This window comes from Micromonospora sp. NPDC047762, from assembly GCF_043204655.1.
Classification (GTDB): Bacteria; Actinomycetota; Actinomycetes; order Mycobacteriales; family Micromonosporaceae; genus Micromonospora.
Genome location: NZ_JBIDCQ010000015.1, coordinates 26,932 through 41,758, shown reverse-complemented (window position 1 = coordinate 41,758; position 14,827 = coordinate 26,932). Strand labels below are relative to the sequence as shown.

Below are 14,827 nucleotides of genomic sequence, written 5' to 3'. Positions count from 1 at the left end.
AAGACTAGCGACTGCAGTTCAGGTGATGTTACCGGCGCGTAGGTATGGGCAGGACGGTGCACCTAACGCGCTCAGCGATGATGGAGATTGAGACAGTGAGCCACCCTCCGGTGCCCCGCCCAGGCGCCGCAGCAGAATGCGACGCGACGACGCGGCGCCAGCGCGAGCGGAGAAGACAGGCGTGACGATCCCCTACCCCACCATCCAGCCGACCCCCGCCATCGCCGCGGTGACCCCGCCCTCGGGCGCACCCCGGCCGCGGGTGACGTTCCTAGGGACTGGTTACCTCGGTGCGACGTACGCCATCTGCTACGCAGAACTGGGCTACGAGGTTCTCGGGTTCGACGTCGACGCCGACAAGATCGCGATGCTGAACGCCGGTCAGGTGCCGATCCACGAGCCCGGCCTGGACGAGCTGCTCCGACGCAACCTTGCCGCCGGCCGCCTCCGGTTCAGCACCGACATCGCCGAGACCGCCGAGTTCGGTGACGTGCACTTCATCTGCGTCGGCACCCCGCAGCGGGCCGACGGCATGGGCGCCGACCTGTCGTACGTCGAGGCGTCGGTCACCAGCCTCGCGCAGCACCTGACCCGCAAGGCGTTGATCGTCGGCAAGTCCACCGTGCCGGTCGGCACCGCCGAGTGGGTCGAGCAGCTCGTCGGCAAGCACACCCCGAACGACCTGGACGTCGAGGTGGCGTGGAGCCCCGAGTTCCTCCAGGAGGGCTTCGCCGTCGACGACGTCCTGCGGCCCAACCGGATCGTGGTCGGCGTCAAGAGCGAGTGGGCCAACGGCATGCTCTACGCCGCGCACAAGGGCGTGTTCGACCTGGCCGCCACGGAGGACCGCGAGGTGCCCCTGGTGGTTACCGACTTCTCCACCGCCGAGCTGGTCAAGGTCGCCGCGAACGCCTTCCTCGCCACCAAGATCTCCTTCATCAACGCGATGGCCGAGGTCTGCGAGGCCTCTGGTGGCGACGTCACCCAGCTGGCCCGCGCGATCGGCTACGACCCGCGGATCGGCAACCGGTTCCTCCAGGCCGGCCTCGGCTTCGGAGGCGCCTGCCTGCCCAAGGACATCCGGGCCTTCCAGGCCCGCGCCCAGGAGCTGGGCGCCGGCGAGGCGCTGCGCTTCCTCCACGAGGTCGACCTGATCAACCTGCGCCGGCGTACGCGGGTGCTCCAGCTCGCCGCGGACCTGCTCGGCCGCCGCTCCGGCCCGGCCGGCCCGGACTTCTCCGGCACCCGGATCGCCGTACTCGGCGCCACCTTCAAGCCCAACACCGACGACGTCCGCGACGCCCCGGCGCTCGCCGTCGCCGCGCTGCTGCACAAGGCCGGCGCCGACGTGCACGTGTACGACCCGCAGGGCACCGAGAACGCCCGCCGCGCGGTCCCCGAGTTGACGTACGAGAGCAGCATCAACGAGGCGGTCAACGAGGCCGACCTGGTCTGCGTCCTCACCGAGTGGGCCGACTTCCGCAACGCTGACCCGGTCGCCCTCGGCGAGTTGGTCAAGGGTCGCAAGGTCGTCGACGGCCGCAACTGCCTCGACCCGGCACTCTGGGCCCAGGCGGGCTGGGAGTACCGGGGCATGGGTCGCCCCTGACCCAACCGACGCCCCGCCGGCCGGCCATCGAGCATCTCGATGGCCGGCCGGTGTCGTTGTTTGCCCCGGACCCGCCGACAAGAGTCGAAATCCGCGCCAGCTTTGGGCATGCTGCGACAGTGGGAGTCCACAGTGCGGGTGGAGGGGTGTCGTGGCGACCTTTCAATGCTCCTCGTGCGGCCGGGAGATCAAGCCGGCCGTTCGATGCCCGCACTGTGGGGCAGATCAACCACAGTGGGCCGAGCACCTGGCCGACATTGAGCGTTCGATCGCGGAGATGAAGGCGCGCGACGCCGCCATCGCCCGCGAGCAGCGGCAGATCGCCGCCAAGATGCAGGCCGCGCTCTTCCAGCGGGACATCCTCGCCCACGCCAGCGAGGAGCGGCTCAAGCAGGCCACCCGGCCACGCCGGGTGCTGCGCCGCCGCCCCGGCCGGCGGCCACCGACCGCCACCATGGGAGCGCCGCCCCGGGTGCCCCGCCAGGGCACTCCGCCCGCCCCGGAGGACCCGCCGCCGCCCCCGCCCCGGGCCGCCTGGCTGGACGTGGACGACCCGGAGCACCCGCCGGAGGCGTCCTCGCGCGAGGTGCAGAACATCCCGCTGGGGCTGGGCGCGCTGCTCCTCGGCGTCGCCGCCGTGGTCTTCGCCGCGGTGGCCACCAGCTCGATGGACGCGCTGGCCCGGCTCGGCATCCTGCTCCTGGCCACCGTGCTGATGCTGCTCGCCCCGCCGGCACTGGCCCGGCGCGGGCTCACCTCGACCGCCGAGACCATCGCCGCGGTCGGCCTGCTGCTGGTGCCGCTCGCCGGCAACGCCCTCTGGGCGGTGGACCGGATCGGCGTCGGCGGCGGCTCCGGCACGGTCTTCGCCGGGGTGATCTTCGCGGTCACCGCCGCCGTCGCTTTCGGGTACGCCGGTTGGACCGGTCTGCGCGCGCCCCGCTTCGCCACCGTGCTCGCCGCCCAGCCGGTGCTGCCGCTGCTGGCGTACGACCAGATCACCGGCCCGGGCGGCTGGGCGCTGGTGCTGGCCCTGGTCGCCCTCGTCAACCTCGGCCTGGCCCGCTCCGGCGTGACCGTCGAACGCCAGGTCCGGCAGGACCTGCCATCGCCGGGCACGCCGCCCGCGCCCCGCCAACGAGACGCCGAGAGCCGGCCGGAGGGCGACCCGGAGGAGGCCGCCGAGCTGATCGACGCCAGCGGCGGCGCGACTGACCCGCAGCCCACCAGGCCGGTGCCCGGCCTGCGTGAGCTGACCTGGTTGCTGCACGCCCTGGCGGTCGCCGTCTCGCTGGCGTACGCGGTCACCGCCCTGCTGCGGGCACAGACCGTGCCGACCGCTACCGGCGCCGGGGTGGTGCTGCTGCTCGCCGCCGTGATCGGGCTGGCCGGCGCGTTGGTGCTGCGGCGCCCGCCGCTGCCGGACGTCGCGGCCGGCATCCTCACCCTGGCGGTGATCGGCTCGCTCAGCCGGATCGCCTCGGTGGCACTCCCTGGCCGGGCGCTGCTGCTGATCGCGGCGGTCATCACCGTGACCGGGCTGGCGGTGCGCGCAGTCCCGGAAGCGGCCCGACGTGGCCCACAGTTGGCCTCAGCGGTGGCGCTGACCGTCAGTGGTCTGGTGGTCGCCGGCGGCGCGCTACGCGCCGGGGTGGCACCGGTCCGGGCGGCACTGCCCGCCTGGAACCCCGACCTCAGCCGATACCCGGGCGAGCTGGCCGCCGCCGTCGGGCCGACGACCTGGCAGCTCGCGGGTGCCGCGTTCCTGCTCACCATCGCGGCGGTGCTGGCCCTGCCCACCGAGATCCGCCGGGAGTTCGCGGTCGCCGGCGCGGCGCTCACCGCGCTCGCCGTTCCGGCCTCGTTCGGTCTCGGCTGGGCGACGGCCCCCTGGCCAATGGTGATCACCGCGATCGGCATCGGGGTCATCGGGCTGTCCGCCCGCACCGACCGAGCCGCTGTGGCGCACGCCATCGGGGCGGCCGTTGTCGGCCTGTTCGGCGCGGGTGCCAGCCTGGCCAGCCCCACCCTCACCGCCGCGGTCCTGATCACCCTGTTCGCGGCCGGCACGCTGGTCACGCTGGCGCCCCGGATCCGGATCGCCTCGGCCGCCTCCGAGACGGTCACCGCCTGGGCCGCCGGTGGGGCCGCGTTCGCGCTGCCCGGGGCGGTGGCGGCGTTCGTGGCCGCGACCATGCCGAACGACCCGCTCCTCACCCCGGCGAGCCTGCGCGAGGTGACCGTTCCGATCCTGGCGGCCAGCTTCCTGGCGGTCTGCGTGACACTGGGCTACGCGGCCGTCGTGCAGGTCTCCCAGCGCCACATCCCCGTTCCGCTGTCGGTCGGCACCGGGTTGGGCGCGCTGATGGTCACCGCCGCCGCGTTCGGGGCGCCCGGCGCAACCGTCGCCGACGCCTGGGTGGGCGCGCTCCTGCTGGTCGCGGCGGTGCTGCTCTTCCTGGCCCCCTCCATCGACGCCGGCCGTCGCGCCGACCTCACCCTCGACGGCTCGGACCTGGCCGCCGCTGCGGTCACCACCGCCCTGATCGCCACGCTGGTACGGATCGGGGCGGTGCTCGCCCCCGGCGGGCAGCTGGCGGTGGCCGCCGCCCTGCTCCTGGTGGTCGCCGTGGCCGCCCGCAGCATGCCGGAGGAGTGGCGACGCGGTCCGATCCTCGGCCTCACCGTCGGCGGCGTCCTGATCGGCGTCCTCGCCGGCTGGACGGCGGTGCGCGGCGGGGTCGGCGTGCTGGCCACCCCCGGCCCGATCTGGAGGGGCGACCTGAGCGACTGGCCGGCCGCCCCCGTCGGCGGTGCCACCTGGCAGGCGCCGGTCGCGCTGGCACTGCTGGCCCTCGCCGCCGGCATCCTGCTCCCGCCGCCGTGGCGCTGGGACGTGTCCGGTGTGGCGGTGGTACTCGCCACGATCGGCGCACCGGCCGCATTCGATCTGGCCTGGTGGTCACCGGTCCTGGTCGGCGGAATGGTCGCCACCGTGTTCGGCGTGGCCGCGGTGGCCACGGAGGAGGCGCGCGCCGGGCTGTCCCGGGCCACTGTGGCCGGGGTCGTCGCGCTGCACGCTGCCGGAGCCGGGCTGGTCCGCCCGTGGACCACGGCCCTGGCGCTGGGCAGCATCGCGCTGATCGGCGTGGTGGTGGCCACGCTGGCCCGCGTCCTCGCCGGTCCACAGGTCGCCGACATCGACACCGAGGGCATGCCGCCGCACCTGGCGCAGATCGGCGGCGCGGCGATCGGTGCCGCTCTGCTGGCCCTCCCGGGTGCGGTGGCGGCACTGTCCGCCGAGTTCGACCACTCGGCGCAGGTGGTGCTGACCGCCGCGCTGGCCGCGACCAGCCTCGGCCTGGCCGCCGTGGCAGCGGTCCGCCGACTGGTGCCGCAATATCTGCCCTGGGTCAGCGTGGCGGTCGTCGGCGGGGCCACCATCAGCGCCCTCGCCGCCATCCCCACCGGCCTCGCCGCCGGCGTCTACGCGGCCGCCGCCGCCCTGCTCGGCGTACTGGCCGAACTGATCCGCGCGGCCACCGTGCCGCCCACCGGCGCGGCCCAGCCGGTCCGGCGCTGGGCGGTCCGACTCGACGGGGCCCTGCGGCGGCTGCCGGACGACGCGGAACGACGGCGGTGGCGGGTCAACCCGGCCGCGGGTGCGTTGGCCGCGGCGGCGCTGCCGACCGCCCTGGCGCTCGCCTCGATAGCACCCGCGCTGGTCACCGCCCTGGTCGAGCCGCACCGCACACTCACCCGGATCTGGCAGGGCCCGCCGCCGGAGCTGCTCACCCCTCCACCGGACGTGGTCAACCCGACCCACGTGCTGACGGCGCTGCTGCTCACCGCGACCGCCGCGCTGGCCGCCACCGGGTTCAGCGGCGGGCGGCGTTCCCGGGCCGTGCCAGTGGTGCTGCCCGGGGCGGCCGTCACGCTGCTGATCGCACCCATCGCGCTGGGCCAGGGCTGGCCCGCCAGCACCGTCGCCGCGCTCTCCGTCTTCACCATCGCGATGCTCGGTCTCGCACTGACCCCACCGCCGGCGCTGGTCGAGCGGGCACGCTCGCTGCGGCTGGCCCGGGTGCTGGTGTTCGCCATCGGTCTGGCCGGTGGCAGCGCCGGGCTCGCCGGCAGCCTGGCCGACCGGCAGATGACCCTGTTCACACTGGGCAGCGCGGTCGGGGTGGGCGCGGTGGCCGCGCTGTTCGGCACCACCCAGCGGGCGCGCATCCTCGGCTGGCTCTTCGCCTCACTCATGGCGCAGCTCTTCGTGCTCACCGTCGGCCTGGTCGCCGGGCTGGCGGCGGTCTGGTCGGCGTTCGGAGTGCTCGCCGTCGGCGCGGTCCTACAGGTGCTCGCCGCGACAGTGCCCCGCTTGCGCCGCCCCGAGGCGCAGCGAGAGGCCTCCACTGTGGAGTGGACCGGGTACGCTGCCGCGCTGATCGCGTTGGCCCTCGCCTTCGACTCGCCCCGCCACATCGCCGCCCTGCTGGCCGCCTGGGGCGCTGTCCTCGGGGTGGCGGCGACCCGACCCGGTCGCCGACCGGTGGAACGCCGGATCCTGTTCTGGGCGGTGGTGGTCTGTGAGATCACCGCGTGGTGGATCCTGATGCGAGTCGCCGACGTGGCGCTGCCCGAGGCGTACACGCTGCCGTTCGCCGTGCTGGCCCTCCTCGTCGGCGTCCTGGAGCTGCGCCACCGGCCCGACATGAGCAGTTGGGTGGCGTACGGCCCGGCGCTGGTAGCGGCCTTCGTGCCGACGCTGGCGATCGTGCTGGCCACCGAGTCCAGCACGGTGCGGCAGATGCTCCTGCTGCTCGGCGCGGTCGCGGTGCTTATCTTCGGCTCGTCCAGTCGACAGCAGGCCCCGGTGATCGTCGGCGCGTCGGTCACCGCGATCACGGCGATCCACGCCCTGTTCAGCCTGGGCCCGTGGTTGGCGCTGATCCCGGTGGGCATCCTGCTGCTGGTGCTCGGCGCAAGCAACGAGCGCCGCCGCCGCGCCCAGGAACGCCTACAGACCGCCCTGCGCGGCATGAGATAAACCGGAGGGCCACGGCGGGGTGAGTGGGCCTTACGCGATCTTGCACTTTCTGTTGCGGCATAAGGCGTATAAGCCGCAGAACAACGACCGCAAGTGCAAGATCGCGGGGGCGGGGCGGGGCGGGGGTCGCGGCGCGAGGGCTGGGGCGGGGCTGTGGGGGGTTAGGGCTGGGGCAGGGTTGCTTGGAGGGCGGCTTCCTTTGTTGCTACCAGCTTCTCCAGGTCCTGCTGGTAGGTCGCCATCTTGGCGCGCAGGCCCTCGTCGGCGGCACCGAGGATCCGTACGGCGAGCAGGCCGGCGTTGCGGGCGTTGCCGATCGACACGGTGGCGACCGGGATCCCGGCCGGCATCTGCACGATGGACAGCAGCGAGTCCATGCCGTCGAGGTGCTTCAGCGGCACCGGCACGCCGATCACCGGCAGTGGCGTCACCGAGGCCACCATGCCAGGCAGCGCGGCGGCACCCCCGGCCCCCGCGATGATCACCTTGAGGCCCCGGTCGGCAGCGTCGCGCCCGTACTCGATCATCGCGACCGGAGTCCGGTGCGCCGAGATCACCCGGACCTCGTACGCCACGCCGAAGTCGTCCAACACCTCGGCCGCGGCCCGCATGGTCGGCCAGTCCGAGTCGCTGCCCATGATCAAGCCAACGGTGCTCACTGCTGCCCCTTCGTCGTTCCCGAAACCGTGGCTCACTCGTGGCCCTCGCGCAGCCAGCGCGCGGCGCGTGCGGCCCGCGCCCGCAGGTCGTCCAGGTCGTCACCGAGCACGGTGACGTGCCCGATCTTGCGGCCAGGTCGCACCTGCTTGCCGTACAGGTGCACCTTGGCACCCGGCTCGGCGGCGAAGAGGTGGTGCAACCGCTCGTCGATCGACATCCCGCCCGGCTCACCGCCGAGCACGTTCGCCGACACCACCACCGGGGCGGTCAGCGCGGTGTCACCCATCGGGTAGTCCAGCACGGCCCGCAGGTGCTGCTCGAACTGCGAAGTCCGGGCACCCTCGATGGTCCAGTGACCGGAGTTGTGCGGTCGCATCGCCAGCTCGTTGACCACGATCGCGGGCCGGCCGGCGTCGTCGCGCACCTCGAACAGCTCCACGGCCAGCAGGCCGATCACACCGAGCGCGGTGGCCAGGTCGATGGCGAGCTGCTGAGCGGAGACCGCCAGCTCCTCGTCCAGGCCGGGGGCCGGGGCGAGGACCTCCACGTTGATGCCGTCGCGCTGCACGGTCTCGACCACGGGGTACGCGGCCACCTGACCGAACGGCGAACGGGCCACCTGCACGGCCAGCTCCCGCCGCAGCGGCACCCGCTCCTCGACGATCAGCCGGGTGCCGCCAGCGAGCAGCGTGGTCGCCAACTCGGTGGCCTGGGCGGCGTCGTCGACCATCCAGACGCCCCGGCCGTCGTACCCACCCCGAGCCGCCTTGAGGACCACCGGCCAGCCGACCTGCTCGCCGAAGCCGACGAGGTCGGCGGGCTCGGCAACCGGCCGCCAGGCCGGGTTGGGCGCACCCAGCTCGGTCAGGCGTTCCCGCATGACCTGCTTGTCCTGCGCGTGCAGCAGCGCGTCGGCCGGCGGGTAGAGGGGCACCCCTTCCGCCGTCAGCGTGCGGATGTGCTCGGTGGGCACGTGCTCGTGGTCGAAGGTGACGACGTCGCAGCCCTTGGCGAAGGTGCGCAGCGCGGCCAGGTCGGTGTGGTCGCCGTACTGGACGTCGGCGGCGACCAGCGCCGCGCCGTCGTCAGGGGCGGTCGCGAGCACACGCAGTGACTGGCCGAGGGCGATCGCGGCCTGGTGGGTCATTCGGGCCAACTGGCCGCCACCCACCATGCCGACAACTGGCAGACCGGTACGGGAATCCATAGCGCGGCCAGCCTATCCGGGCCGTCGACGGGCCCACCGGGAGGGCCGGCGACCCGCCTCGGGAGCGCTGGCGGGACCACCCGGCGGGCGGGGCGGGCGACTACCGGGCGTGGCCGTGCGCTCAGCCCAGTTCGGCTACCAGCTCCTCGACCGAGGTGACCGGCCGCTGGCAGACGAAACCCCGGCAGACGTACGCGGCGGACCGCCCCTCGACCAGCGGACGGTCGGCGAGCAGCGGAACGCCCGGCTGGTCCGGACGCCCGGCGACGACCACCGCTCCGGGCGGCGCGTGCCGGCGGGCGGCGGCCACCAGGGGATCGCCGGCCGGGTCGTCGGTGACCACGGCGATCTCGTACGGCCCGGAGAGCAACGCCTCGCCGACGGTTGCCGCGTACCCGGTGAACCGGGGGTGCTTACCGACGATCGGCGCGACAGTGCCGAGGGCCGCTTCGGCGGCCTCCCGGTAGCGCGTCTCCCCGGTCAGCGCCGAGTACGCCACCAGCCCGGCGATCAACGCCGACCGGCCGGACGGGGTGGCGTTGTCGGTCGGGTCGGCCGGGCGGGCGACCAGCCGCTCCGCGTCGTCGGCGGTGTCGTAGAAGGCGCCACCGGGCGCGGCGAAGTGCGCCAGGGCGGTGTCCAGCAGCTCGCCGGCCAGGGTCAGCCAGCGGCCCTCGCCGGTGAGTTGGTGCAGCGCGCAGAAGGCCTCGGCAACACAGCCGTAGTCCTCCAGGACACCGGCCGGCTCGCCGACCTTGCCGTCCCGGGAGACCCGGCGCAGCCGGCCGTCCACCAGGTGTACGGCGGCCAGGTGCTCGGCGGCCTGGCGCATCGCCCCGTCGGCGACGATGGTGACGCCGTCCATCAGGTTGGCGTCCTCGTCCTGCGGGGACGCGTACACGGCGGCGACCTGCTGGAACTCGGCGATGGCGGTGATCGCCAGACCGTTCCAGGCGGCCACCACCTTGTCGTCGAGGGCCGGCTGGGGGCGGGTGTCCCGGGCGGCGAGGAGTCGCCCGACCACCTGCTGCCAGCGGGCGCGCACCTCGGGCGCGGCGTCGTCCACGTCCCGGGCGAGCCGCAGCACGCTCATGCCCTTCTCGAAGGTGCCGTCGTCGGTGACGGTGAACAGGTCGGCGGCGAACCGGCCGTCCTCCTCGCCCAACGCCTCCACGAGCTGCGTCGGCGTCCAGGCGTAGGTGAGCCCCTCGACGCCTTCGGTGTCGGCGTCCAGTGCGGACGCGAACCCCTGCCCGGGCCGGTGCAGCTCGTCGGCGAGGAACCGGGCGGTGTCGCGGGCCACCCGGCGGGCCAGCGGGTCACCGGTGAGTCGCCACAGCTGGGTGTAGAGCCGCAGCAGCAGCGCGTTGTCGTAGAGCATCTTCTCGAAGTGCGGCACCGTCCAGTGCGCGTCCACCGAGTACCTGGCGAAGCCGCCCGCGAGCTGGTCGTAGAGGCCGCCCCGGGCCATCGCCTCGGCCGTGTGCCGGGTGATCTCCAGGCTGCCCGGGTCACCGGTGCGCTGGTGGTGACGCAGCAGGAAGAGCAGGTTCATGTGCGGCGGAAACTTCGGGGCGCCACCGAACCCGCCGTTCGTGGCGTCGTACTCGCCGGCAAGCTTCGCGGCCGCCGCGTCGAGCAGCGGGGCGTCCAGCGGCGCGGTGGGGCCGCCCACGGCCTGCGCGCCGCCGATCGCCTCGACCACGGCGGCACCCTGGCCCAGCACCGCCTCGCGCTGCTCCCGCCAGGCGGTGGCGACCGACTGGAGCAACTGGACGAAGTTGGGTCGCGGGAAGTAGGTGCCGCAGAAGAACGGGGTGCCGTCCGGGGTGGCGAAGACGGTCATCGGCCAACCGCCCTGGCCGGTCATCGCCTGGGTGGCGGTCATGTAGACCGCGTCCACGTCCGGACGTTCCTCACGATCCACCTTGATCGACACGAAGTTGTCGTTCATCAGGGCACCGACCTGCTCGTTCTCGAACGACTCGTGCGCCATGACGTGGCACCAGTGGCAGGCCGCGTAGCCCACCGAGATGAGCACCGGAACGTCCCGCCGCTTCGCTTCGGCGAACGCCTCGTCCGACCACTGCCACCAGTCGACCGGGTTGTCGGCGTGCTGGAGCAGGTACGGACTGGTGGCCTCGGCGAGTCGGTTCACCTGACGACCATAGCCAGCCCGGGGGCGGACCGCGCGGGCTCCACCCGGACGGTCAGGACGCGCCGTCGGCGCGGAGCCGGAACACGTTCGACTCCGCCGAGTCGCGCAGCGACCCCAGCACCGCGCCGATCTTGTCCGCCGGCATGGGTTTGAAGAAGTGGTAACCCTGCGCGGAGGTGCAGCCCAACTCGGCCAGGGCCATTCGCTGCTCGGCGGTCTCCACCCCTTCGGCGACCACCCGCAACCCCAACTCGTGAGCGAGGCCGACGGTTGTCCGGACGATCGCGGCGGCCTCCGGCGAGTCGGCCATCCGGATGACGAAGGAACGGTCCACCTTCAACTCGTCCACCGCGATCCGGGTGAGGAAGGTCAGTGACGAGAAGCCGGTGCCGAAGTCGTCGACAGCGAGTTGCACGCCCATCGATCGGAGCGTCGCCAGCACCTCGTCGATGACCTCCAGCTCGCTCATCACCACCGTCTCGGTGATTTCCAGCACGAGCCGGTGCGGCGGCACCTGGTGGCGGCGCAACGCCTCGGCGATCTCCGCCGGCAACCGGGGATCGAGCAGGCTGCGCGCCGAGAGGTTGACCGAGATCGGCACGTCCAGCCCGTCCCGGGCCCAACCGGCGGCCACACTGAGCGCCTTGTTCAGCACGTAGCGGGTGAAGGCGCCGAGCTGCTCGCTGTTCTCCACCGGCCGGATGAAGTCGGCGGGGTTCAGCCACCCACGCCTGGGGTGCTGCCAACGGATCAGCGCCTCCACCCCGGTGGGCGCACCCGTGGCCAGGTCGACAGCCGGCTGCAACGCCAGCACCAGCTGATCGTCGACCGTCAACGCCTCACGCAGCTCGGCCAGCAGGGCGAGCTGGTCGGTGCTGGCCGCGTCGCGTGCGCCGTCGTACGCGGCGACGTTGCCACCGCCCTCCTTGGCCTGGTACATCGCGATGTCGGCCCGACGCAGCAGCTCGGTCAGGTCCGCGGTGCCCGCGGCGGCCACCACCACCCCGACCGAGACCTCGATGGACATCCGTACGCCGGCCACCTCGGTCGGTGCGGCCAGCCGTTCGGCGATCTCGCGGGCCTGACGCAGCGCGTGGGCCATCGGGGCGGCCCGGTCGCCGAGCACGGGCACCGCCGTGAGCAGCAGGGCGAACTCGTCGCCACCGAGTCGACCGAGCAGGTCACCGGCGCGGACCAGCGCGTTGAGCCGGTTCGCGGTCAGTCGCAGCAGCTGGTCACCCGCCGCGTGACCGAGGGTGTCGTTGACTTCCTTGAACTGGTTGATGTCCAGCAGCAACAGCGCCACCGGGTGGTCGTGGCCGAGCTGTCGCAGCGACTGGTCGCCCTTGCTCAGCATCGCCGCCCGGTTGGCGAGCCCGGTGAGCGGGTCGTGCACCGCCTCGTACGACGAACGGGCGGTCACCAGCCGCAGCTCGTGGTGGGTCGCGGCGTCGTGCAGAGCGGCGGCGAGGGCGTCGCCGAACGCGGCCACCGCGTCACGTTCCCGGGCCGTGGGTGGGGCCGAGCGGGGGAACCGCACCCGCAGCCGACCGACCGGCGTGGCGCCGACCGACAGCGCCCGGCTCAGCTCGTGCTCGTCCGGCTCCGACTGGTCCGGCGGGCTGGTCTCCCGGTCGACCAGCTGACCGCTGGCGTCGCCCCGGTAGCGGTGCCACCGGCCGTCGGCCCGGGCCACGTCGACGTCCACCAGCTCGGCGTTGAACAGGGTCAGCGCCCCGGTGACCGCCGCGCTGGCCACGCCCCGCTCGTCGAGCTGGTTGAGGGCCGCGGTGGCCTCGGCGAAGGCACGCCAGGTGCGCCGCTCCTGATCGGAGCGCAGCCGGTAACGGTAGGTCTGCTGCAACAGCCACAGCAGCGGCGGTAGCAACAGCAACCAGCGCGGGTCGAGTTCCAGAAGGGCGACCACCACGAGGCCGACCGCCACGTTGCCGACGAACATCAGCAGCTTGCCACGCAGTGCGGCGAGCAGCGGCGGCCCGATCGGCAGCCCGTGCCGCAGACCCAGCGTCACGCCGCCCAGCCAGGCGGTCACCAGGAGGTACGTCACCGAACCGGCGATCACGGCCAGCGCCAGGATCGGGGTGGGTGGCGAGAGCAGGGGCCGCCCGAGCGCGGTGGTCACGGAGACGGCCAGTGCGGACGCGGCGGCCAGCGAAGCGGCGATCCGGACGATCTCCAGGGCCGGACGGCGGTCGCTGTGCAGTGACAGCAGCGTCCAGGCCAACCCGGTGCCGAGCAGCGTGGCGGACGGGAGCCAGCCGGCTGGAGTCAGGTAGAGGCAGACGATCAGGGCCGCCTCGCCCCAGGTGATGCTGACCATGCCGGCGGCCGAACGGAATCGCAGCCGGGCGAGCTGGGCGAGGGCCAGGACGGCGACGGCGATGCCGAAACGGGCCGGACCGCCGAGGGGGTCGTCGGCCGGCAGCCGGACCGGGAGGGTCAGCCCGACCGCGGCGGCGGCCAGGGCGGTCAGCGTGACGGCGGCGGTGAGCACGAGCACCCGGCCCGGTGTGCCACGCACCCCGAGCCGATCGAACGGGTCGTCGGCCGGACCGGAGGTCATCGACCTCCCCCGTCAGCCGACCGACCGACGTCGCGGTGGGCGGCCGGTGCTGTGCTGGTCATCGGCGCCCCCTCCCGCACACGGCTCGGAGACTTTTGGTCCCCCCGGCGGAAGGCTAAGCCAAACCGGGTGGTCGCAACAGGGGGCGACCACCCGGTTCGGCGTGATTCACGCGCGGACTACCCGTTCAGGTGCTGCTGGTGCCCGTTGGGAGCGGGCGTGGATGAATCACGCCCCCCGGTCCCGTCTGTCGGATCGACGACTGCCGCATCGGCCCTGCTCGGGTCGGTCGGCCCGGACTGCGTGGGGAAACGCTCCGGCAGACGGCGCAGCCGAGCGTTCATGTTGCGGATCAGCAGAATGGTCGCGGTGGCCAGCAGCAGGATGAGGAAGAGGCCCATCGGCCCGGCCAGACCACCCGTGCGGGTGTCCCCGAAGTTGTTCTCCGCGAGCACCTGGGCAGCGGTCAGCATGGCGTTCCTCCGATGTGCGGTTGGTAACCAGGGTAGCCCTGCCGGGAATCAGCGCGCGTGCGCCGTCTCCCGCACCCCGGCGAAGAGATCGGACTCTGGCAGCGGGCTGTCGACCATCGAGCGCGCCAGCTCGTAATCCTCGGTCGGCCAGGCGCGCCGCTGGAGCTCCATCGGGACGTGGAACCAGAAGCCGTCCGGGTCGACCTGGGTGGCGTGGGCGCGCAGCGCGTCATCGCGGACCGGGAAGTATTCGGCGCACTCGACCCGGGTGGTGATCCGCGGGCCCTTGTCGGGGCGGTCCTCCCACCGCTTGAGCCACTCCTCGTAGGGCGACTCCAGACCGGCGGCGAGCATGCCCTCGTGCAAGGCCATGATCTTGCCCTTGGAGAAGCCGATGTCGTAGTAGAGCTTCAGTGGCTGCCAGGGCGTGCCCAGCTCCGGGTAGCGCTCCGAGTCACCGGCGGCCTCGAACGCGGCCACGCTCACCTTGTGGCACATGATGTGGTCCGGGTGCGGGTAGCCACCCTCCTCGTCGTACGTGGTCACCACGTGCGGACGGAACTCGCGCATCAACCGCACCAGCGGGCCCGCGGCGACCTCGACGTCCTGGAGGGCGAAACAGCCCTCGGGCAGCGGCGGCAGCGGATCGCCCTCGGGCAGACCCGAGTCGACGAAGCCCAGCCAGGCCTGGTCGACGCCGAGGATCGCCCGTGCGGCGTCCATCTCGGCACGCCGGATCTCGCCGATGTTCGCCCACACGTCGGGTCGGTCGAGCTTGGGGTTGAGCACGCTCCCGCGCTCGCCACCGGTGCACGTCACGACCAGGACGTCCACCCCCTGAGCGACATATTTCGCCGTCGTCGCCGCGCCCTTGCTCGACTCGTCGTCCGGGTGCGCGTGCACGGCCATGAGACGCAGTTGCTCTGCCAACTTCGGCGCTCCTCGTCTGTGCCGGACGGTGGACCCGACCGGGCTCGACCGGCTGACCTGCCGGGATCTTTCTTCACCGCACCCTGTCACCGGCCACCAGCGCCGGGCATGACCTGCCATTCCTGCCGCTGGACCGGGTGGGAGGATGGGGCTCTGTCA

The 14,827-nt window shown here is 73.1% G+C and carries 8 protein-coding genes; 2 read left to right on the top strand and 6 right to left on the bottom strand.

Features of this window, described 5'->3' with window-relative positions; all coding sequences use genetic code 11:
* Positions 1-181: 181 nt before the first annotated feature.
* Together ACGF3C_RS32400 and ACGF3C_RS32395 are read left to right on the top strand one after the other, a co-directional pair.
* A complete protein-coding gene (locus ACGF3C_RS32400) occupies positions 182-1,609 on the top strand; it encodes a UDP-glucose/GDP-mannose dehydrogenase family protein (protein ID WP_355005619.1) in 1,428 nt (475 codons plus the stop codon).
* Between the two features lie 151 nt (positions 1,610-1,760).
* Positions 1,761-6,656: an SCO7613 C-terminal domain-containing membrane protein gene (locus tag ACGF3C_RS32395; RefSeq protein ID WP_393227530.1), complete on the top strand. Its 4,896-nt coding sequence runs from the start codon at positions 1,761-1,763 to the stop codon at positions 6,654-6,656.
* A gap of 161 nt (positions 6,657-6,817) precedes the next feature.
* Here the strand turns inward: ACGF3C_RS32395 and purE are convergent, their stop codons facing one another.
* From purE to mca, 6 genes are all read right to left on the bottom strand, one after another.
* Positions 6,818-7,315: a 5-(carboxyamino)imidazole ribonucleotide mutase gene (gene purE, locus ACGF3C_RS32390; RefSeq protein WP_355005621.1), complete on the bottom strand. Its 498-nt coding sequence runs from the start codon at positions 7,313-7,315 to the stop codon at positions 6,818-6,820.
* Between the two features lie 32 nt (positions 7,316-7,347).
* Positions 7,348-8,523 (bottom strand): 5-(carboxyamino)imidazole ribonucleotide synthase, encoded by a 1,176-nt coding sequence (locus ACGF3C_RS32385; RefSeq protein WP_357228934.1) that lies wholly within the window; start codon positions 8,521-8,523, stop codon positions 7,348-7,350.
* Between the two features lie 121 nt (positions 8,524-8,644).
* A complete protein-coding gene (locus ACGF3C_RS32380) occupies positions 8,645-10,681 on the bottom strand; it encodes a thioredoxin domain-containing protein (protein WP_393227528.1) in 2,037 nt (678 codons plus the stop codon).
* A 52-nt stretch (positions 10,682-10,733) separates the two neighbouring features.
* On the bottom strand, positions 10,734-13,265 hold the full coding sequence (locus ACGF3C_RS32375; RefSeq protein ID WP_357228940.1) for a bifunctional diguanylate cyclase/phosphodiesterase: 2,532 nt from the start codon (positions 13,263-13,265) through the stop codon (positions 10,734-10,736).
* Between the two features lie 179 nt (positions 13,266-13,444).
* Positions 13,445-13,738 (bottom strand): hypothetical protein, encoded by a 294-nt coding sequence (locus tag ACGF3C_RS32370; protein WP_393227526.1) that lies wholly within the window; start codon positions 13,736-13,738, stop codon positions 13,445-13,447.
* 48 nt (positions 13,739-13,786) lie between these two features.
* Complete coding sequence (mca, locus tag ACGF3C_RS32365) at positions 13,787-14,668, bottom strand: mycothiol conjugate amidase Mca (protein ID WP_393227524.1); 882 nt, start codon at positions 14,666-14,668, stop codon at positions 13,787-13,789.
* Positions 14,669-14,827: the final 159 nt, after the last annotated feature.